The sequence below is a fragment of the Streptococcus equinus genome (genome assembly GCF_900101445.1).
Classification (GTDB): Bacteria; Bacillota; Bacilli; order Lactobacillales; family Streptococcaceae; genus Streptococcus; species Streptococcus equinus_B.
In genome coordinates this window covers 228,980-251,045 of sequence record NZ_FNKE01000001.1, presented here as the reverse complement: position 1 = coordinate 251,045, position 22,066 = coordinate 228,980, and the positions used below count along the sequence as shown (strand labels likewise).

At 38.2% G+C, this 22,066-nt stretch carries 20 protein-coding genes; 2 read left to right on the top strand and 18 right to left on the bottom strand.

Annotated features, from left to right (window positions below; genetic code table 11):
* Positions 1-113: 113 nt before the first annotated feature.
* The 6 genes from BLR83_RS01230 to BLR83_RS01205 all read right to left on the bottom strand — a co-directional run bounded on the left by BLR83_RS01230 (position 114) and on the right by BLR83_RS01205 (position 6,974).
* A complete protein-coding gene (locus BLR83_RS01230; RefSeq protein WP_074559740.1) occupies positions 114-1,736 on the bottom strand; it encodes a zinc-binding metallopeptidase family protein in 1,623 nt (540 codons plus the stop codon).
* Positions 1,726-2,691, bottom strand: coding sequence for an NAD(P)-dependent oxidoreductase (locus BLR83_RS01225; RefSeq protein ID WP_074559738.1), 966 nt, complete (start codon positions 2,689-2,691; stop codon positions 1,726-1,728). The genes BLR83_RS01230 and BLR83_RS01225 overlap by 11 nt, the downstream gene beginning before the upstream one ends.
* Positions 2,669-3,754: a histidinol-phosphate transaminase gene (gene hisC / locus BLR83_RS01220; RefSeq protein WP_074559736.1), complete on the bottom strand. Its 1,086-nt coding sequence runs from the start codon at positions 3,752-3,754 to the stop codon at positions 2,669-2,671. Before hisC ends, BLR83_RS01225 begins: the two co-directional genes overlap by 23 nt.
* 63 nt (positions 3,755-3,817) lie before the next feature.
* Positions 3,818-4,654, bottom strand: coding sequence for a dimethylarginine dimethylaminohydrolase family protein (locus BLR83_RS01215; RefSeq protein WP_074559734.1), 837 nt, complete (start codon positions 4,652-4,654; stop codon positions 3,818-3,820).
* A gap of 12 nt (positions 4,655-4,666) precedes the next feature.
* A complete protein-coding gene (locus BLR83_RS01210; RefSeq protein ID WP_074559732.1) occupies positions 4,667-6,220 on the bottom strand; it encodes an ABC transporter permease subunit in 1,554 nt (517 codons plus the stop codon).
* A 16-nt stretch (positions 6,221-6,236) separates the two neighbouring features.
* Complete coding sequence (locus BLR83_RS01205; RefSeq protein ID WP_419177388.1) at positions 6,237-6,974, bottom strand: amino acid ABC transporter ATP-binding protein; 738 nt, start codon at positions 6,972-6,974, stop codon at positions 6,237-6,239.
* 219 nt (positions 6,975-7,193) lie between these two features.
* On the opposite strand from BLR83_RS01205, the gene BLR83_RS01200 reads away from it, so the two are divergent.
* A complete protein-coding gene (locus BLR83_RS01200; protein WP_074561078.1) occupies positions 7,194-8,054 on the top strand; it encodes a LysR family transcriptional regulator in 861 nt (286 codons plus the stop codon).
* 141 nt (positions 8,055-8,195) lie between these two features.
* Entirely contained in the window at positions 8,196-9,857 is a 1,662-nt protein-coding gene (locus tag BLR83_RS01195; RefSeq protein ID WP_074559730.1) for an Rqc2 family fibronectin-binding protein, read from the top strand.
* A gap of 52 nt (positions 9,858-9,909) precedes the next feature.
* Here BLR83_RS01195 and BLR83_RS01190 read toward each other — a convergent pair whose 3' ends face one another.
* The 12 genes from BLR83_RS01190 to BLR83_RS01135 all read right to left on the bottom strand — a co-directional run bounded on the left by BLR83_RS01190 (position 9,910) and on the right by BLR83_RS01135 (position 22,010).
* Positions 9,910-11,313, bottom strand: a complete 1,404-nt coding sequence (locus tag BLR83_RS01190) for an APC family permease (RefSeq protein WP_074559728.1) — start codon at positions 11,311-11,313, stop codon at positions 9,910-9,912.
* Between the two features lie 216 nt (positions 11,314-11,529).
* Complete coding sequence (budA, locus tag BLR83_RS01185) at positions 11,530-12,249, bottom strand: acetolactate decarboxylase (RefSeq protein ID WP_039697121.1); 720 nt, start codon at positions 12,247-12,249, stop codon at positions 11,530-11,532.
* A gap of 73 nt (positions 12,250-12,322) precedes the next feature.
* On the bottom strand, positions 12,323-13,996 hold the full coding sequence (alsS, locus tag BLR83_RS01180; RefSeq protein ID WP_074559726.1) for an acetolactate synthase AlsS: 1,674 nt from the start codon (positions 13,994-13,996) through the stop codon (positions 12,323-12,325).
* A 268-nt stretch (positions 13,997-14,264) separates the two neighbouring features.
* Positions 14,265-14,441, bottom strand: a complete 177-nt coding sequence (locus BLR83_RS01175; protein ID WP_006532428.1) for a hypothetical protein — start codon at positions 14,439-14,441, stop codon at positions 14,265-14,267.
* Positions 14,425-15,660: a tetratricopeptide repeat protein gene (locus BLR83_RS01170; RefSeq protein WP_074559724.1), complete on the bottom strand. Its 1,236-nt coding sequence runs from the start codon at positions 15,658-15,660 to the stop codon at positions 14,425-14,427. The genes BLR83_RS01175 and BLR83_RS01170 overlap by 17 nt, the downstream gene beginning before the upstream one ends.
* A complete protein-coding gene (locus tag BLR83_RS01165) occupies positions 15,650-16,837 on the bottom strand; it encodes an AI-2E family transporter (protein WP_074559722.1) in 1,188 nt (395 codons plus the stop codon). The genes BLR83_RS01170 and BLR83_RS01165 overlap by 11 nt, the downstream gene beginning before the upstream one ends.
* Positions 16,838-16,871: 34 nt before the next feature.
* On the bottom strand, positions 16,872-17,357 hold the full coding sequence (locus BLR83_RS01160; RefSeq protein WP_039697124.1) for an NUDIX hydrolase: 486 nt from the start codon (positions 17,355-17,357) through the stop codon (positions 16,872-16,874).
* Between the two features lie 193 nt (positions 17,358-17,550).
* Entirely contained in the window at positions 17,551-18,600 is a 1,050-nt protein-coding gene (rfbB, locus tag BLR83_RS01155) for a dTDP-glucose 4,6-dehydratase (RefSeq protein ID WP_006532368.1), read from the bottom strand.
* Positions 18,601-18,825: 225 nt separating this feature from the next.
* Complete coding sequence (locus BLR83_RS01150; RefSeq protein ID WP_020916519.1) at positions 18,826-19,419, bottom strand: dTDP-4-dehydrorhamnose 3,5-epimerase family protein; 594 nt, start codon at positions 19,417-19,419, stop codon at positions 18,826-18,828.
* A complete protein-coding gene (rfbA, locus tag BLR83_RS01145; protein ID WP_074559720.1) occupies positions 19,419-20,288 on the bottom strand; it encodes a glucose-1-phosphate thymidylyltransferase RfbA in 870 nt (289 codons plus the stop codon). Before rfbA ends, BLR83_RS01150 begins: the two co-directional genes overlap by 1 nt.
* A 260-nt stretch (positions 20,289-20,548) precedes the next feature.
* Positions 20,549-21,337 (bottom strand): Nif3-like dinuclear metal center hexameric protein, encoded by a 789-nt coding sequence (locus BLR83_RS01140; RefSeq protein ID WP_074559718.1) that lies wholly within the window; start codon positions 21,335-21,337, stop codon positions 20,549-20,551.
* A complete protein-coding gene (locus tag BLR83_RS01135) occupies positions 21,324-22,010 on the bottom strand; it encodes a tRNA (adenine(22)-N(1))-methyltransferase (RefSeq protein ID WP_074559716.1) in 687 nt (228 codons plus the stop codon). The genes BLR83_RS01140 and BLR83_RS01135 overlap by 14 nt, the downstream gene beginning before the upstream one ends.
* Positions 22,011-22,066 lie beyond the last annotated feature (56 nt).

The following is a 22,066-nucleotide window of genomic DNA, read 5'->3' as shown; positions in this document are numbered from 1 at the left end:
TCTTAGCTTCCTCCTGTGTTTTTTAATAATTATAACCTAAATTCTGAAAATTTCAAGTTCTTTTCGAAATTTTCTTATTTTTATTCAAAACACTTATTTGCCAAGCTCAAACTTTAGCTTAAATGCTGGATAAAACTTCTAATAACCTTTGGAAGAGTGTGATAAGAATAAGGTTTGTAGAGTCTTTCTTTCCAAGTATGAGCTCCAATACCATAAACGCCCAAGTCAAGAGCTGGAATGTCAAGCTTTCTAATGGTATCAACTGGCAAAGGATAAATCGCATCCATCAGAGGAAAATTCGCTTTAAGTTTTTCAATGTCTTCTGGACTTTCTCGCATCGCAAGATAGCTAGAATCACTTAAAAATGGGAAAAATCGTCGTTTCACAAAATGTTCTTCAGGAAATTCTGCCATCATTTTTTCAAGCGCTTGGTCAACATCGCTATCTTTGTCAGTATAATTGTGGGGACAAAATGGCGGCGCTAAAAAGACGACCACTTTTGCATCATCAGACTGTGTTTTTGCCTCAAGGTAGTCAATTAAATCAAAACCAACTTCTCGTTTGTCAAAATCTCCGACAGTTTCAAAGAACTCCCTAATCAAGGCTTGGCTATCAAAACCTTTTTTCTCCAAAACATCTAGGTACTGCGCAAAAGTCATCACAGTAATGTCATGCGAAATCTGGCTATGAATATGACTTCTCTCCGAATAAATCTTAAATCGTTCTTGATAATGTCTTGAAACCTCATGGACAGCCTCACGACTGGCTTCCATTAAGGTGTGCAAAATGGTATCTGCACTTTTTTCATATAAGAAAGTATTGAAGTAAAGATTGGCACGCTTGTTGGTTTGGACATTATAAAAATCCTTACAATCTCGTTGTAAAAGCACAGAACTTGGCAATATATCTTCATTGTCAATTTTTTCAACTAAATCAAGGTTGGTATTGATTTTAAGATTAATCGCACTAGAAATCATTGTGGCATCAACGCCCATCAAACAACTGCCAACATGCGTTTCTCTCCCTTTAATGTAAAAACATGTCAGCATTTTTCCAGCTGCGCCCGTGTAGATATATTTCTTATCATCACCGTCATATGATGGCGAAATAAAATCTGTATTAATAGCCGCTTTGAAATCATAGCCAGCTTTACGCAAACGTAAAAGTTCACTTGAGGCTTGAATAGCACCCGTATGGTCATTTTCCTCAACACAATTGGTCATCACAAGTAAATTACAAGGAAGTTCATCCATGTGTTCCATGTAATAGAAAAGTGTTGCAATATTGACCGCATCGCCCGATTTCATGTCAAGAATCCCTCGCCCAAAGAGCCAATCACCTGATTTGGCATGCTCTTGAACGACTGGGTCATCGTCATAATCTTTAAAAAAATCTAGCAGAGCATCTGGGTCATTTGCGATTGTCTTTAGTGGGCCATAATCCTCTATGCCTACGGTGTCCATATGCGAGTGTAAAATGACAGTCTTAGCTGTTCCTGATTTTTTGAGCAGTGCAAAATTATTTTTTCGTTTCAAGGAGTCGTTTTCCAAAACCTGCTGCCAAAGGTCTTCTGGGTGAGCTTTAAAATAAGGTGCTGACTGCAACAACTCATAAATGGCATCTGCCAGCTTGACCTCTCCTGCTGTGCCATTTACCGAAAGAATGGACACCAAATATTTAGCAATCGCTTCAATGCGCTCTGGCATACTATAGGCTTGAATCGTTTCAAATTTCATGATGATACTCCTTTAAAATGGCAACTGCATTTTTAACCGTTTGAACTTGCAAGGTATTCAGACTTTCTTGACTATAAAAGGCTGAATGCGGCGTTAGAATAACATTCTCACGTCCAAGCAAAGGATTGTTAGTCAGGTCTGGATTTTCACTTTCTAAAACATCCAAGCCAGCACCAATCACTTTGCCCTCATCAAGTGCTTCTACCAAGGCTGCTTCGTCAACCAGACTCCCACGCGCCACATTGATAAAAAGCACCGGCTTCTTCAATTTCTTAAAGAACTCACGATTAAAGAAATGCTCATTTGCCGAGTTAGCAAATAAATGCAAACTAATCACATCAGCTTCTGCTTGGATAGTCTCAACCGAGACCAATTTGACACCAAGTTCTTCCGCTACTTCTTCTGGCAAAAAAGGGTCGTAGGCAATCACTGACATGCCAAAGCTTTTCGCACGTTTTGCCACTGCTTGACCAATTCGACCAAGCCCAAAAATCGCCAAAGTTTGTGAGGACAGACGTTTCACTTCGCCAGCCTTTTGATAACTCCAAAAACCAGCTTCGATGTATTTTCGATGAATAAAGAGTTTTTGATTTAGTGCCAGTAAGAGAGCAATCGTGTGGTTAGCAACATCTTCTGTCGAATACGCTCCTAAATTTCGGATAGCAATGCCTAACTTCTCAGCATACTCACAGTCAATGGTATTTGTTCCCGTAGCATTAACCGCAATACCCTTCAAATCTGGAAATTTCGCCAGAATATTTTCTTTCAAGGGAAGAAAGGCTGTCAAAAGGACATCCACACCAGACATTCGCTCGATGAACTCATCTTCGTTGATATATGGGTAAACAGAAATCTCACTATCGGCAGGTAAAAGTTCCTTTAAAAGGTTAACTTCGATACTCAAATCACGCTCCGCCAAAACATTTGGATAATCAGAAATTAACACTTTTAACATGGTCTTTCTCCTTTAAAATAGCATCTACCTCACTGACTAAACGGTGCATTTCTTGTTTGGTTCCAATTGTGATACGAACATAATCTTTGACCTCTGCTATGTCATAACGACGAACCAAAATATGACGCTCACGCAATTTCTCATACAATTCTTTCCCTGAAATCACAGGTGAAGAGGCATAAATAAAGTTTGTCTTGCTGTTTAAAACCTTGAAACCTAAAATTCGCAAAGCTGATGTCAAGAAATCACGATTTTCGATAATTTCCTTAACATGTCTTTCAAAATGAAATTCATCTTCAAGACTTGCTAGAGCGACTTCTTCTTGTAGCAAACTCACATTGAATGGATTAACCGCCATTTTTAAATCTTCCATATCTTTGATAAGTTCTTTACAAGCAACCGCGTAACCAATACGACCGCCGGCTAATTGACGCGATTTGGAAAAAGTACGAACCACAATGAGATTTGAAAACTCCTCAACCAAGGAAATCGCTGATTGTGAAGCTCCACCAAAATCAATATAAGCTTCATCAACAATCACCAGTCGTTCTGGGTTTGAAACAAGTAACTTTTTGATAGCTGACAAAGGTTTCAAAAATCCTGTTGGGGCATCTGGATTCACCACTAAAACAGCGTGGGGAAGTTTTTCATAATCTGATAAATCAACGCGTAAATCTTTTGTCAAAGGCACTTCTAACACATCATACCCAAAGGTGTCAGCGTAGCCTTTATAAAAAGGATAAGTCACTTTAGGAAAGGCAATTTTATCGCCTCGTTCAAAAAATGTTCTAAAGATTAAATCTAAAACATCATCTGCTCCTGTTCCAACAATGATGTTTGTTTCATCCAATGAATGTAAATCAGCCAATTTTTGACGTAATTTGTGCTGACAAGGATCATTGTAATAATTTAAATTCTGAGCATTTTTCAAAACCTCTAAGACACGAGGACTAGGCTCTTGTGAACTTTCATTGGCGTTTAATTTAAGGTAATCATCTCCAAGTTGTTCACCAGGTTTGTAAGCGACAATAGTTTCAAATGATTTAGCTAAAAATGTTGACATAACAAACTTTCTAAATTGTTTTTTACGTGGCAATCCACATCTACAAATGATAATTAAAAGTGATTAATAACGTTCAAGCGGGAAAGTCATGCAATGCAAGCCACCACCTGCTTTCAATAACTCCGTCATATCGACCTCTATGACTTCCATACCTTCACTGCGAAGTGCTTCGTTAATAAAAGTATTTTGTTTTAAACTCATCACACGATTATCCCCTAAAGCTTCAACGTTATAACCATGTTTAAAAATCATGTCCTGCGTTCCAGAAATGATTTTAATTCCTTTTTCCTTAACCAAGGTAATAAAATCCTCTGGCAATCCAGCTTCATAAGCAATGGCAAGTTTCGGTGCGACTAAGTTAAAGCACATATCCAGATGAAGATAGTCTGGATTTGCCTTAACAGCGTAGACCTTGTACCCATATGGCTCTAACTGCTTACGAATTTCATCAACACCTGTGAGATTGGTGCGATCAATCACCCCAATCGCTAATGTCTTCTCATCAATAAAAGCAAAATCACCCCCTTCAAAGTAACCTTCAGTGACTTCAGCAATTTTTGGAATGCCAAGTCCTGCCATAATGTCTTCGTAATGACGACGTTCCTCAAAACGAATAGGCTTTTTAAAACGCCCTAAGATATATCCTTCCTTAACATCACCTCCAAAATCTCTAGCAAAAACTGCATTTGGCATTTTTTTACCAGAAGTGACCTGGACCACTTCCACACCATTATCTTGGTATGCCTTGACCACAGCAGTGTACTCTTGCATCATTTTATCGTGGTCCAAAGGTTCAGTGTACTGCTCTGAAATCACATTAATCGGTGCCGCACTTACCAGAAAATCTGGTCGGCACATTAAAACTTTTCGTAAACGGCTGGTTCCATCAATTACTGCCATAAGAATTTCCTCCTACTCATTTTCTCCCGTATTTTTTTGCGCTAAAGCACTATAGGTTTTCATCCATTTATCAAAGCTACCATCTTTTTTATCTTTCTCAATCAACTTATCCACGTAAGCCTTGAGCGATTGATTGCCTTTAGTTAAGGCCATAGCCGTCTCAGTTGTCCCTGGCAAATCAATATCAGCATAAGTCAATTCATTGTTACTTGCGATATATTGGTCAGCTACCGTATCATCAGCAACAACAGCATCCACTTTTCCTTGTACTAAATTCAAAAATGCATCTGGCAAACTTGATAAGGCAACTATTTGCTTAGGTTTGATGTCCTCTTTGACCACATCTTCTTGCGTTGTTGATTTTTGTACCGCAATTGAGCTTGGTGCTAAATCAGTTATCGAAGTGTAGTGAGCTACTGAATCTTTACGAACAACAACTTTATTGATTTGCTTAACGTAGTTTTGTGTGAAATCGACCGACTTTTCACGTTCTTTTGTCTTTGTCATGCCAGCAATGGCGATATCAGCATTTCCTGATGTAATGGTTCCTAGAATCGAATCGAAATTCATATTTTTAACCACTAATTTCACTTGCAGCTCATCTGCTAATTGTTTGGCAAAGGCTAAGTCAACTCCAACAGCTTTCTTGTGACCTGATGACAAATCGTAAAACTCATATGGAGCGTAGCCAATGTTGGTCGCAACAACCAGCTGTCCAGAATTCTGAATCTTCTCGATGCTTCCAGCAGCTGTGTTTGTTTCCTTATGATTAAGAGCAAAAGCACCAATTATCATTGCCATAAAAGCTGCTGTCACGAGCAAACTCTTCCAGCTAGCTTTAATAGTTTGCACCAGCTCATCCCATTTATCACGCAAAGTTAAAGATTCTGCACTGCGATTCATCTTTCTTTCGTAATGTGCAACGATACGTGTGGTTGAAAAAGTAAAAGCCAAATAAACAATCCCAATGGCAATCACCGCTTGGAAAGGTTTATAAGAAATTCCCTGAATAGTGCTCGCTGTAAACATCAAATCAGCAACCCCAATCACCGATGCTTGCGAACTTGATTTAATGTTATTTGCAAATTCATTTCCCAAAGTTGGCAAAATATTTTTAAAGGCCTGCGGAATAATCACGTATCGATAAGCTTGAAATTTATTAAAGCCAATGCTTCTAGCCCCTTCAAATTGTCCTGAATCTACCGCTTGAATCCCAGACCGATAAATCTCAGCAACAAAGACCGATTCACCAACTGTTAAGCCCGTCAAGGCTGCAATCAAACGGTCTAAATCAACACCAAAAAGCGTACTTTTAGGAATATTTAGCCCCAGCATGGGCAAGCCATAAAAGAAGAGTGACAAAATGACTAGCATCGGCAAACCACGAATCACTTCAATGTAAAGTTTTGTCAATCCACTAATCAAAAGATTGTCACTCATCCTAGCTGCTGTGACAACACCTCCTAAAATCAGGGCTAAAACCATGGAAACCACCGATAAAAGGACCGTCATCAGGGCACCGTCTAAAATAAATCCACCATAACTTTCCAGAAACCCACCAAACATAACACTCTCCTAGATTTTATAAAATTTGCTTCAAAAAACTTGCCACACGTTGATTTGGATAAGAACGATTCACCTCTTCAGGAAGCATGTCTGCGATTAACTCACCATTTTCAAGAAAAACAATACGATCTGCCACTTCTTTTGCAAAACCAATCTCGTGCGTCACAATAATCATGGTCGTTCCACTTTTAGCAATAGCTTTCATCACCTGCAACACCTCTCCAACCATCTCAGGGTCAAGCGCTGAAGTCGGCTCATCAAATAAAATAATGTCAGGTTGCATGGCCAAAGCTCTTGCTATAGCCACACGTTGTTTCTGACCGCCAGACAGATTTTCAGGATAAGCATCCTTCTTATCAAGCAAGCCAACTGCCATCAGCAAGCGAAAAACAATTTCATCCACCTCTTCGCTGCTTTTCCGGTGTAATTTTTCTGGACCGATACCGATATTTTTAGCAATGGTCATGTTATTAAAAAGGTTAAAGTGTTGAAAGACCATATTGACATGTTCCCGTAGCAAATTGTCATTCATGTTCAGGTCGTAAATGTTTTTTCCCATAACAGCAATTTGACCGCCATCAACTTTTTCCAATTTATTAATCGTTCGAATCAAGGTTGACTTTCCACTTCCAGATGGTCCAATCAAGACCACAACCTCACCTTTTTTAACAGACAGGTTGATATTTTTTAGGACTTCTTGTTTACCATAACTTTTTCGAATACCCTTCATTTCAATCATATACTTCGCTGTCAAATCGAAAGTCGCCAACTCCTCTTCCAAAGCAACCATAACGCAGACCTCTTTCTTAATTGATGTCAATATTTTATAATTTTCAGAATTTTATTTCAATAGTTTGTGTTAGGTTTTATGACATATGAGCGATTTTTTTCCTATTTTTTTATGATTTTGACGATTATTTTCCTTATTTTAGAATTCTTGTCTATAACTTTTGTTTATGATAAAATCAGAAATATGAAATCTAGTTATAAATTATCCATTTTCGACTTCAAATTAATCAAAGACATTTATGAAACACAAAGTTTCTCTGAAGCTGCTAAGCTTAATAATATCAGTCAACCAGCTGTTTCTAAGCGTGTAAAAGAGATTAATGTTAATTTATGTGAGGTTTTCTCACGTAAAAATAAAAAAATCTCCCTAACACCAAAGGGAAAAGACATTTATCAATTTGCCAATCAGACTTTACTCGCTTTTAACAGCCTGCTCGATAATCTGAACTCTACCTTTGAGCAAAGTATCATTCTTGGTTCTGACACTTCTTATCTCAAGACTTATCTGTCAGCCATTCAAAAATATTTGCCAGAAAACCGTAAACTCAACGTCCAAACTTACAGTAATTCCCATCAGATTTTTCAAGCGCTTTTGGATGACCAAATCGACCTTGGGATTATGTCAGGCAGCTACACCCAAAAGGGCGTGCTCAAACTCCCACTTCGTTCTGATAAATTGATGATTGTCGGGCAAAGAGAGCTCATCCAAAAATTTGACAAGGGTGAAGAATCGCTTTTCTTACTCTATCACATGACCAGCAGCTACCATAATTTCTTAAAAGAATTTATCAAGATTAATCAGCTGCCAACCCAACACCATATTTCTATCGATAACCTTTCGCTTATCGAACACGAAGTTCTTAAAGGTACTGGCATTACCATTGTCAGTCAAGACATCGCTGAACGTCTACTTGAAAATCCAAATATCATTTCAAGCTCTAAAAAACTAAAAGACATTTTCATCAAGACCTACGCCATCGTCAAAATGGAGAACAAACATTACCAAGACCTTCTAACAATCATTCAAAAATTAAAAAAATCGTAAGAGGCAAACTTTCCCATATTGCAGAGTCCAGATTTTGCAAGGGTTATGGTATAATAGAAGAATTGAAAACATGAGATTAGAAAGGAGACGTCGTAAGCTTCTTATCGTTCTCGGTTAGCTAGCATTACGGCAACTTTAATCATGTCATTTGATGGTTTTTTCCTACACCATTTAACAAAAGAATTACAGGACGAGCTTCTCTACGGACGCATTCAAAAAGTTAATCAGCCTTTTGAACACGAGCTTGTTTTAACCATTCGTAATAACCGTAAAAATTATAAACTGTTACTTTCTGCCCACCCTGTTTTCGGACGCCTGCAAATCACTAAAACAGACTTTCAAAACCCTCAAACACCTAATACTTTTACCATGATTATGCGTAAATACCTACAAGGTGCGGTTATTGAAAGCATCACACAAATTGAGAATGACCGTGTGTTAGAAATCGCCTTTTCAAATAAAAACGAAATTGGTGACAACATCAAGGTTACCTTAGTTGTTGAAATCATGGGTAAACACAGTAACATCATCTTGATTGATAAAGCTGAAAGCAAGATTATCGAATCTATCAAGCATATCGGTTTCTCACAAAACAGCTACCGAACAATCTTGCCTGGTTCAACTTACATTGCTCCGCCAAAAACAGATGCTAAAAATCCATTTACTGTTTCAGATGAAAAATTATTTGAAATCTTACAAACAGAGGATTTGGCACCACGTCATCTTCAAAAACTCTTCCAAGGTTTGGGACGTGATACCGCTGAAAATTTGGCAGCTCAGCTTAGCGATGACAAACTCAAACAGTTCCGCGCTTTCTTCGCTCGACCTGTTCAACCAAATATGACTGACAAATCATTTGCTGCTGTGCAATTTGATAAGAGCAATAAAACATTTGACAGCCTTTCAGAACTGCTAGATGTTTTCTATCAAGATAAAGCCGAACGCGATCGTGTTAACCAACAATCAAGCGACTTGATTCATCGTGTTCAAACTGAGCTCGATAAAAACATCAAAAAACTCGCAAAACAAGAAAAAGAATTGGCAGCTACTGAAAACGCCGAAGAATTCCGCCAAAAAGGCGAACTCTTAACCACTTATCTCTCAATGGTGCCAAATAATCAAGACCAAGTGGAACTTGATAACTACTATACTAACGAAAAAATCACCATTGCTCTTGATAAAAGCTTGACCCCTAACCAAAATGCTCAGCGTTATTTCAAAAAATACCAAAAACTAAAAGAAGCCGTCAAACACTTAACAGGGCTCATCGAAGAAACAAAACACACAATCACTTATCTTGAAAGTGTTGAGACAGCTCTAAGTCACGCTTCTATCTCTGATATCGAAGATATTCGTGAAGAGTTGGTGGAAACTGGTTTTGTCAAACGCCGCACGCGCGATAAACGCCACAAACGTAAAAAACCAGAACAATACCTTGCTTCGGATGGCAAGACAATCATCATGGTCGGACGCAACAACCTGCAAAATGATGAATTGACCTTCAAAATGGCTAAAAAAGGAGAACTCTGGTTCCACGCCAAAGACATTCCAGGCAGCCACGTGCTCATCAAAGACAACCTCAACCCAAGCGACGAAGTCAAAACTGACGCCGCTGAATTGGCAGCCTATTACTCAAAAGCTCGCCTATCAAACCTTATCCAAGTCGATATGATTGAGGCTAAAAAACTCAACAAACCTACCGGTGCCAAACCTGGTTTTGTCACCTACACTGGTCAAAAAACACTTCGCGTTACACCAACCGAAGAAAAAATCAATAGCATGCGCATTGAAAATAAAAAGTAATTGGCTATCAAGATTACTAAAAAGACATTGGCTAAAAGCCAATGTCTTTTGTTTATTCTTCTGTTTCATCAATTAATTTTGAGTGACGGTAACCATAAGCAAAGTAAATGATTGTTCCAATCACAAATGCGATGACAAAGCCATACCATGTCTCAAGCTTACATTGTGTCATCAAAGCAAAGCAAACCACAATTGATAGAATTGGTAAGAATGGCACCCAAGGTGTTCTGAATTCTCCTTCTTTTGGCTCACCAAAATCTTTACGAAGTTTGATAACACCAAAAGCAAGCAAGATAAGGTAAGCCAGAGTCACAATATTTACCAATAAAGCTAGGATTTCCAAAGGAAAGACACCTGAGAAGAACATTGTGACAATCCCAACAAAAATAGTTGCTTTTTTAGGAACTTTGCTCTTCGGTGTTAATTCTTGGAATTGTTCAGGCAAGAGCCCATCACAACTGATGTTGTAAATCACACGTGACAAGGCAAACATCATAGAAATACATACCGTCACCAGTGTCAAAATCACCACTACAGAGACAATATTACCAACCAAAGGGAAACCAATGCTACGTAGAACAAATGGCACCACATCAGCCGTGTTCAATTTTGTATAATGAACAGTTCCTGTCAAAACCAAAGTAACCAAGACATACAACAAAGTTGTCAATCCAATTGAAAAGAAGATACCTTGTGGGATTTTCTTTTGAGGTTCTTTGGTTTCATCAGCCGCCATAGAAATAGATTCAAATCCAAGGAAAGCAAAGAACATCAATGACGCTCCTGCCATGATACCAACTTTACCACCATAAATTTGACCAAATCCGTACGGTGCAAAATCACTCCAGTTTTGCGTATTGATTGCTGTTAAACCAAGAGCGATAAAGATAATCAAAACGGCTAATTTAAAAATAACCAAAACCGAATTAAATCTTAATACCGTTTGAACCCCTAGCACAACAAGAGCAGTCACACAAAGCAATAAGAGAACTGGAACAATATCAATATAAGTTCCTTTAGCAGGATTGAAAGGTCCACTCAAGGCAGTCGGCAAACTAATACCGAAAGTTTTTAAGAAAGCCTTTAAATATTCTCCCCAACCAGAGGCTGCCGTTGAAATCGCTCCAGCAAATTCAATCATCATAAACCAACCTGCAATCCAAGCTGGGTACTCTCCAAAAACAGTATACAAATAGCGATACACACCACCTGAATGTGGCAAGCGTGAAGAAAATTCTGCAAAGAATAAAGCTGACATGGTTACACAGATAGCAGCAACAATAATCGAAATAGTAATCGCAGGTCCTGCATACTGAGAAGCACCTACACCTGTTATCGTGAAAATCCCTGTCCCAACAATCGAACCTACCCCTAAAAAGATAAGTTCAGCAAGCCCCAGGCGTCGTTGCAAATGGCTTGTCTTTTGCGCCATCGGGGTCTTTCGAAAAATATCCATACATTCTCCTGTTATTTGTTTGAAATCGTCATACAATTCTTATAATTCTATCAATTCTTGATACAAGATTCACATGCACAACGTCTTTTATTTTAGGATAAATATAAGTAAAAATCAACTCTATACCTCATTTTTATCCGTAAAAAAACACATTACTAAAACAAGATAGACTCGTTTTTAGAAATGTGCCTTTTTCATATGCGATAACTAGACGATTTATTCGCTTTTTTTGATGTCTTCTTTTAATTCGTCCATGTTAAATTTTGCAAAAAGGTATTTGCGGTCTTGAACTGGGAAACGTTGATCAAGTTGATCAACTGGTCCTACTTCAACCACACCTTCTGAAATCACAAAATCCATCACATGACCACCAAAGGTTAAATCATCTGAAATAAAGTGTAAATGATAACCAGCAACACTCACACCATGGAACATCTTAGGTGTCCAAATCCCCACAATAGTCCCTGTGACATTTTCACGTGAATATTCAGGTTGGCGTGTTGCAACTTCTGCAAATTTTGTATTTGGCGCAGATTTTGGAATCATGCGAACATGCATGTTAGAAAAAGTCCCTTTAATTTTAATCGAACGGAACAAGTTTACCCCATCATAATATGACTCGATACGTTTTTTCAACTCTGCATCTGTCATTTCAAAACGTTGTTTGAAAATCACTTCTGCTTGATGAGGAACAACTGCAGCGTAAGGAACTTTGACATCATCAGAAACCTCAACAATTTCAGGTTTTCCGTTTGAACCGATAGCTTGATAGGCTTTCCCGTCTAGAATAATCAACTCTCCATCAATAGAATCGAGTGTCCCGATTCCCAAATCACCGTGCTCTAATAGCTCACCAATGGTTAAGGTACCACCATAAAGACCAGCCATTAAGGCACTCAAGGTATTGTATTGAAAAAGTTTAATTGCTTCTGACATATTCTCCTTCACTTTCGTCATTTAAAATTAACTGTCATTAATATTTTATTGCCAAATAAACTAAATTGCAAGCTTAATAAAATTCGTCTGGTAAGATTGTTTCACCAAGCTTGATGTTATCTTTGTAATCGATTGGAATATCGATAAGAACTGGACCGTTTTCTGCTTCAGCAAGGGCTTTTTTGAAGGTTGCTTCAAAACCTTCTTTGCTATCAACACGGTAACCTTTAGCACCGAAGCTTTCTGCGTATTTGACAAAATCAACAGGACCAAAATCAACACCTGAAGAACGACCGTATTTCATCTCTTCTTGGAATTCAACCATGTTGTATTTACCATCATTCCAGATAATGTGAACGATTGGCAAGTTAAGACGAACTGCAGTTTCTAATTCTTGAGCTGAGAAGAGGAAGCCACCATCACCTGAGACAGAAATAACGGTTGTATTTGGACGAACAAGAGCTGCTGAGATTGCCCAAGGAAGCGCCACACCAAGGGTTTGCATACCGTTTGAGAAGAGCAAGTGACGTGCTTCATATGACTTGAAGTAACGTGCCATCCAGATGTAGTGACTACCAACATCAACAGTTACAGTCATATCATCTGTGATATTTTCTTGCATAACATCAATCACATCAAGTGGGTGAACCACACCAGGATTTGAGTCACGGTCAAATTTCACATCTTCAACCACGTTCTTCTTAAGATTTTGAAGGTAATCTACTGATGTTTGTGGCAAAGTGTAACCATTAACCGCTGGCAAAAGCAAATCAATCGTATCAGCGATGTCACCAATCAATTCACGTTCAGGTTGGAAATAAGTATCAACTTCAGCTTGAGCCACGTCAATAACAATAATGCGTGCGGAAATTTCTGCATTCCAGTTACGAGCTTCGTACTCAATTGGGTCATAACCAATCGCAATAACAAGGTCAGCTTTTTTAAGCAACATATCCCCTGGTTGGTTACGGAAAAGTCCTACACGACCAAAGAAAGTGTCTTCTTCAAGTTCACGCGATACGATACCAGCCCCTTGGAATGTCTCAACAACTGGCAATTTAACAGCTTCAAGTAATTTACGAATTGATTTTGTGACCGCACGTGTTGAAGCACCATTTCCCAAAAGTAAAACTGGCAACTCAGCATTGCGAATCGCTTGAGCAAGATAGTTCACATCATCAACAGATGCCGAACCAAGTTTAGGGTCAGTTAGTGGCTTAATAGCTTTTACAGACACCAAACTATCCGTAACGTCTTGTGGAATTGAAATAAAGCTTGCGCCGCGTCGGCCAGATTTTGCCACACGGTAAGCATTAGCGATGATTTCAGAAAGTGTATTTGGGTCATGCACTTCAACAGCAGACTTCGTTACTGGTTCCATCATCGCAACGTTTTTCATTGATTGGTGTGAACGTTTCAACAAGTCACAACGTTTTACTTGTCCTGAGATGGCAAGAACTGGGTCACCTTCATCAGTCGCCGTTACAAGCCCAGTTGCTAAGTTTGACACACCAGGACCACTTGTTGTAATTACAACACCTGGATTACCTGTGATACGTCCGATACCTTGCGCCATAAAGGCTGCATTTTGTTCATGACGTGCAACAATCAATTTTGGCCCTTTGTCTTCAAGTGTATCGAAAACTCGGTCAATTTTTGCACCCGGAATACCAAAAACGTATTCGACGTCATGGTTAATAAGGCTATCTACAACAAGATCAGCCCCATATTGCTTTTGTTCAGTCATTTTATCTCCTATATGTCTTTAGATGACTAATTAAGAACAGATTTTAAAGTTCCAATACATCACAATTTCAAGAAAATCTGGCGATAAAATTAGTCAAATCTAAATCACAAATTTTTATTTTTTCACAAATATGAATCAATTATACCATAGTTTTACGAAAAGTTTGTGAAATTTCGCTTGTGAAATTTTTCTTTATCTTTCTCAAGCAGGTATGAAAATATTCTTGAAAATTACAAGAAAAAAGCGACGAAATTGCCGCGCTTTTGCTCTATTTTTTTCGTCTCGTTCTGACAAAATCATAGATGGTCATCAAGATGAAACCACCAAATACAACAAGAATGTTGCGCAAAGGTTCACCACTTTGATCAAAAAATGATAGCAAAACAAAAATGATAATAACCGTTATCAGGTTACTAGCCAAAAGACTCTTAAAATTCATCTTCATTTAAAAATTCCACCATATTGACATCATCTGGAACCATGGTTAAGTAACGTTTAGCCACATCTTTGGCACGATCTGTATAACCAAATTCGCGCAAAATATAAGCATAGTCTTGCAAGAATTCTGGATTGTCTGCCAAATCCGTTGCCAAGTCATCGTAAATCTTAAGAGCTTTTTTGTCAGCCTCAAGCGCTTGATAAGCTTTGGCAATGTTCCATTTAGTAAGCACATTATCAATGTTGTCACGATTAAGGGCAACAACATCGTCATAGCGTTCTTCTTCTAAATACAAGTTAGTCAAACGCATCAAAACATCTTCATCATCAACCGCTACGTCTTTAGCTTTCAAAAGATAGCTTTCGGCTTGTTTGGCATCGTGTAATTCATATGAAAATTGTGATGCGGCGAGCAAAAGATTGGTATCAAATTCATTTTTAGCCAAACCTTTTTGAACCAAACGAAGTGCTTCTTCAGTTTTATTTTCTTCATGAAGAGATTGTGCGTAAACATACTCATACCCTTCAAAGTCAGGATTCATTGTCTCCAATTGTTTGAAGTAAATATTTGCTTTTTGGTATTCATCTTGGTCATACAAAATTGTCGCTAATTCAAAGATTGTATTGTCATCATATTCAATCTCAACAGCTTTTTCAAGAAACTCGATAGCTGCTTCAAATTTCCCAAGACTAGCATAAGCACGACCGATACGTTGATAAGTTGACACACCAGTCAATTCAAGAATATCTCGATTATCTAGCTTAGCGTATTCTTTGATAGCTTGGTTGTAATTACCAAGTTCCATTTCGATTTCAGCTAAACCAAAAATGACCAAAGGTTCATCGCTAATCTGACTCGCTTGAAGAAGCTTTTCACGCGCAACGTCAGCTAGCCCTTCCATTTCATAGATATCTGCCATAACAAGCAAAGCAGACAGATAAGCATCGCTCTCAGGCGAAATAGCATCAAGATACAAGAAAGCTCCTTCGATGTCACCATCTTCAGTCGCAATCTGAGCTAGGTTGATATTAACTTCAGGATAATCTTCACGTTCTTGCAAGTAAATTTCTTTTGCTTGTGGCAAAAACCCAATGCTCTCAAGATACTCTGCCAATTCCAAAAGAGTCTCAGCATCGTCTTCTTTCAAAGCTCGTTTAAAATATTTATTGGCGTGCTCTAAATCTTGACTCTGAATTGAGGCAACCATTTTTTCACTATTTAACATCTTTTGATTCTTCTTCTCCTTCTTCTACAATTAACTCTTCTTCATATAAACCACTGACAGCTTTGTACCAGTCAAAAATTTCTTTAACAACCACCTTGATAGAGGCATAAACCGGAATTCCAAGGAACACTCCCCAAATACCAAACATAGAGCCAGACGTTAGCAAAATAAACATAATGGTAATCGGATGAATACTTAGCTTGCTTCCCAAGACCAAAGGAGCTACAAAACGCCCTTCAATCGTTTGTTCAACCACGAATGTCACAAGAACCTTAATCAGCATAATTGGTCCTTGAACAATCCCCATAATCACAACTGGAACCATAGCTAAAAAACTACCAAGATAGGGAATCATATTAAGGAACCCTGCAATAATACCAAAAGTTGCTGCATAACGCAAACCAATCATATTAAAGAAGATTGTAAACATAATTCCAACAACAATCGCTACGGTCACTTGACCTTGAACATAACCAGCAAGCTGTTTGTTGATATCTCCAAGAATACGTGACGTTGGGCGACGCATTCTAGTCGGAAGTGCCTTAATCAACCCCTCTTTCATCTTATGACTATCTCTTAAGAAATAAAAGAGAATGAAAGGCGACATGATGATAGCTAAGGTCACGCGAGCAATAGCACTAGCAAAGCTTGATGCCCAGTCAATAGCATTCTTAGAAAAGCTTTCCGCATAATCAACAGCTTTATTACTGATATTAGCCAACATGTCCTGCAATTCTGACTGATAATTAGCCAACCAAGGACTCTTCAAAAGCTTAGAGCTTTCGACGTTAACACTTTTAACATAAGCAGGCAAATTCTCAACAAATGATGTCAATTGCCCTTCAATCATAGGAATAAAACTTGCCACAGCCCAAATGAGTAAAGCCACAATAACTGCATAAACAATGAAAATTGAAGCCGTTCGATTAACACCACGTCGTTCAATCAATCCAACCAAAGGCTTAATCAGATAGTAAAGAATTGCCGAAATCACCAAAGGAAGCATGATGATGGCTAAAAAAGACAAAACAGGTTTAAATAAAAATGAAATCTTAGTGAACAAATAAAGGGTCAAAAAGACAAGAAATGTGACCATAACTGTCACAGTAGCTTGACTGTTTAAAACCCATTTAAAAAACCAAGACTCCGTAAATTTCTTTTCTTGATGACGATCCATAAAAACTCCTCTCTTTAGACAACTTCAATTAAGACTACTTATTGTCATAAAAAGTAACGCTCTTATCGACCAAACGTTGCTTGTCATCATAAGTAAACTTAGCTGAGAAGAATGGCACATCATCTAAAATCCATTTAAAGATTTCATAGTCACCTTCCCAAGTTGGTTTTGATAATACCTTATCATAAGGAACCCACTCAAGAGTACCTTCACGTGATTCTTCGTCAGAGATTAATTCACCTTCAAAATCAGTCACCTTAAAGACATAAGTATACCAATCGTGACCTGGCGTAAATTCAGGGAAAGTAATCACTCCCTTAAAATCCATTTCCTTAACTGTAAAATGCGTTTCTTCAAAAATTTCACGTTTGGCACATTCATCAGGTGTTTCACCCGCTTCAAGTTTACCACCAACCGAAATCCATTTTCCCTCATGAACATCATTTGGCTTTTTATTACGATGTAAAAGCAAAAGTGCCTCACCATTATCAATATAACAAATCGTTGCTAACTTTGTCATCTTTCTCTTCTTTCTCGTTTTCTTCTATTGTACCAGAAAACCAAACACAATTCTTGAATCAAAGCATAACTTGTAAAATAATTCTAAGTTTTTATAGGTATTTTTCAATTAACCCTATCTTAGCTTTGCTTTTTTCTCAAAAGCTAAAAAAAGCCCCGCACCAAGCGTGGCTTGATACGATAGGCTTTTTAAATTATTTATCAAGAACTTTTTGAGTTTTAGCGTAGTTAGCTTCAACTGCTTCTTTTTCAGCTTTCCACCAATCTTGGTTATCTGTATACCATTTGATTGTTGCTTCAAGTCCTTCTTCAAAGTTAGTGTATTTTGGTTCCCAACCAAGTTCTTCACGAAGTTTAGTTGAATCGATGGCGTAACGAAGGTCGTGACCTGCACGGTCTGTTACGTGATCGTAAGCATCTTTTGGTTGACCCATTTTTTCAAGGATAAGTTCAAGAACTTCTTTGTTGTTCTTTTCACCATCAGCACCGATAAGGTAAGTTTCACCAATACGTCCTTTTGTCAAGATTGCCCAAACACCTGTTGAGTGGTCGTTTGTGTGAATCCAGTCACGAACGTTTTTACCATCACCGTAAAGTTTTGGTTTAATGCCTGACAAGATGTTTGTGATTTGACGAGGAATGAATTTTTCGATGTGTTGGTATGGTCCGTAGTTATTTGAACAGTTAGAGATTGTTGCTTTAACGCCAAATGAACGTACCCAAGCTTTTACGATCAAATCTGATGCAGCTTTTGTTGATGAGTATGGTGAACTTGGGTTGTATTTTGTTTCAGCAGTGAATTTTTCACCTGGGCCTTCACCATGTCCTGGAAGGTCTTCGCGAAGTGGAAGGTCTCCGTAAACTTCGTCAGTTGATACGTGGTGGAAACGGATATCGTATTTACGAGCAGCTTCCAAAAGTGTGTAAGTACCAACAAAGTTTGTTTGGATGAATGGACTTGGATCTTTTAGTGAGTTATCGTTGTGGCTTTCTGCAGCGTAGTGAACAATAGCATCAGCTTTTGCAGCCAATTTATCTACCAATTCTGCATCTGCGATATCACCAACAACCAATTCAACACGGTCACCAAGGATTTCTTCCAAGTTTGCACGGTTACCAGCATATGTTAATTTATCAAGAACAGTAACGTGTACATCTGGGTGATTGTTGTAAACATAGTGTACGAAGTTTGAACCGATGAAACCTGCACCACCGGTTACAATGATATTTTTGTATTCAGACATCTTTTAAATTTCTCCGAAATTTTATTTATTTTTGATACTCGACTTATGTGGTGCGGACGGCAGCGACTTCCTACGGAATTCCATGCCTAAATTTTGAGCCAAAAGTCTCAAAATTTCCGGTGAAATCTTGATAATATCAAATTTCACTTTCACCACTGCGTCAACTATCGTTTAAAGCTCGTTTCGCTCGTTATTCAACTAACAAGTCTTATTTTAAACGCTTTATTACAAATCTTCTTTACGTAATGGTTTTACGTCTTTAAGCAATGGGTGGTTTTTATCTGCTTCAGAAACTTCTGCTTCTTCCAAGTTTTCCCATTTGATACCAAGAGTTGGGTCAGCATAGTTTACAAAAGCGTATTTTGGTTTAAGTTCAAGTGCCCAATAGTCATTAACCAAGTAGCTGTATGATACTTTATCAGACAATACTTGGAAACCATTAGCGACTCCACGTGGAACAAAGATACCTTTTGAAGCGTCGATAACTGTTTGGTAAACATGACCAAAGCTGTCACCTTCACGTAAGTCAACCCATGAACCTAGAACTTTACCTTCGTCAGCAACTGAGATGTATTTATCCCAAGGTTCTGCATGAAGTCCACGCAAAACGTTTTTATGTGAAAAGCTAACGTTATTTTGTAATTTTCCTTCTGCAAAGAATGATTCTGGGAAACCAAGAGGAAGCATTTTTTCTTTTTGGAAGTTTTCTTTAAACCATCCGCGGTTGTCACCATGAACAGGAATATCGAATTCAATCATTCCTGGGATGGCTTCAATTTTACGTGCTGCTAATTCTTTACCAAAAAACTGTTCTGTCATTAGTCTTCTCCAATCAAACGAAGCAAGTATTTTCCGTATTCGTTTTTCTTAAGTGGTTGTGCAAGGTTGTAAACATCTTCTTTTGTGATGTAACCCATGCGGTATGCGATTTCTTCCAAGTTTGCAACTTGAAGGTTTTGCATACGTTGCACTGTTTCGATGTATTGAGCTGCTTCAAGAAGGCTTTCGTGTGTTCCTGTATCAAGCCATGCAAAGCCGCGTCCCATAACTTCTACAGAAAGGTCGCCACGTTCAAGATAGACTTTGTTAACATCTGTGATTTCAAGTTCACCACGTGCACTTGGTTTGATGTTTTTAGCGATTTCGACAACGTCGTTATCGTAGAAGTAAAGACCTGTTACAGCGTAGTGTGATTTTGGATGTTCTGGTTTTTCTTCGATTGAGATAGCATTGAAATCTTCGTCGAATTCAACAACACCAAAACGTTCTGGGTCTTTTACTTGGTAACCAAAGACAGTAGCACCTTTTTCTTTGCTTGCTGCTTTTTGAAGCATTTTACTTAGACCTGCTCCATGGTAAATGTTATCTCCCAAAACAAGAGCAACATTGTCATCTCCGATAAATTCTTCACCGATGATAAAGGCTTGTGCCAATCCATCTGGACTTGGTTGAACAGCGTAAGAAAGTGAAATACCAAATTCTGAACCGTCGCCAAGTAGTTCTTCAAAACGATGAATATCAGTTGGTGTTGAGATAATCAAAATGTCTCGGATACCAGCCAACATCAATGTTGATAGTGGATAATAAATCATTGGTTTATCATACACTGGCATAAGTTGTTTTGAAGCCGCACGAGTCAAAGGATACAAACGTGTTCCTGAACCTCCTGCAAGAATAATACCTTTCATAGTTAGGTCTCCCTCTTTATTAATTAAATATCAATTATCAGAACTATTTTATCATTTTTTGCAAATGCTGTCACTAAATTTCCTAATTTTACAGGGTTTTAACGAAAATTACTGACAAATGTCAGTAAAAATTTCAAAATACAGACGAACTACTAAAAATATGATAATTGATATAACCACTACTGTATTTTTAATTACAAGCTTAAAAAGACTGAAGAAAGTTATCCAAAATGGATTTTTTCTTCAGCCTTAATTTCTTTTTATAGATGATAAAACGGATTTGTTTCTGCTTTACTAGCTACAAAATCAACTGACCAGTGATTTTCACTTTTCCAAGCATTAAATTTTTCAAGTAATTTATCAACCATGAGCACTTCAATATGATGCCCTGGGTCGATAGCAAGCATACCATTTGTAATCATCTCTTGAGCAGTATGATAGTAAATATCTCCAGTAATGTAGACTTGCGCCCCTTTTGCCATTGCTTCACGGTAAAAACTTTGACCACTACCACCACAAATAGCTACGCGATTAATGAGTTTATCTTGGTTTCCATAAGCAACTAAACGAACACTATCTAAGTTGAATTTTTCTTTAACCTTAAGAGCAAATCCTGAAAAAGATTGCTCTTCAATCGTTCCAACTCGACCAATCCCGTAACCATCAGCCGTAGGGCTTAAAATCTCTGTGTCAGTAATGTCTAACAGCTCACAGAACCAATCATTTAAACCATCTGGCACAATATCGATATTTGTGTGACTCACGTAAACGGCGATATCATGTTTTACCAAATCAAGGTAAATCTGATTTTGAGGCGTCGCCACAAGGTCTTTTAGTGGACGAAAAATCGGAGCATGCTTAACGATAATCAGGTCAACATTTTTCTCGATTGCTTCTGCCACTGTCGTTTCACGCACATCAAGAGCAATCATGACACGACTAACTTCTTTATCAAGTGTTCCAATTTGCAGCCCAGAAATATCACCTTCCATAGAAAGCTCACGCGGGCAATAAGCTTCATAGCGTTCAATGATTTCACTTGCTTTCATTGATAGCCTCCTTGATAGCTGCCATTTTTTGTGAAATAGCTGCGCGGTCATCGACACGGTTTTCTGGAACGTGAGGCAAAGCGATTTCTAATTTTTTCAATTCTCGTTGCCAACGTGCTTTAAAAACAGCAGATTTTTCTTGGTTCAAGAAAGGACCAAAGCGTAGGTCTGTCTCTGACAAAGTCATTTGACCGTGTTCAACAACCATGATTTCATAAAATTTGTCATTTTCTGTCATGATTTCTTCAGTGATAAGTTTGAAACCATTGTTCATCAACCAAGCACGAAGTTCATCTTCACGATTGTTGGGTTGCAAGATAAGACGGTCTACACTTGCTAATTTTTCAACTCCTGCCGCCAAAATATCAGCAATCAAGCCACCACCCATACCACAAATCGTAATCGTTGTCACTTGGTCTGACGCTTCAAAGGCTGCTAAACCATCTGCCAAACGCACAGCGATTTTATCTGTCAAACCTGCGCCAGCAACATTGTGAACTGCTGATTCATATGGACCTTTGACAACTTCACCAGCAATGGCGAAATCAATTTTTCCCTCTTCCATCAAGGCAATCGGTAAGTAAGCATGGTCACTTCCGACATCCAGTAAGCGTGCTCCTTGCGGTACAAAGTCTGCTACGGCAGCCAAACGCTTAGATAATACTGTTTGCATAATTCTTCCTTCTAAAATATCATTCCTTTTAATTATATCAAAAACAACTTCTCCTT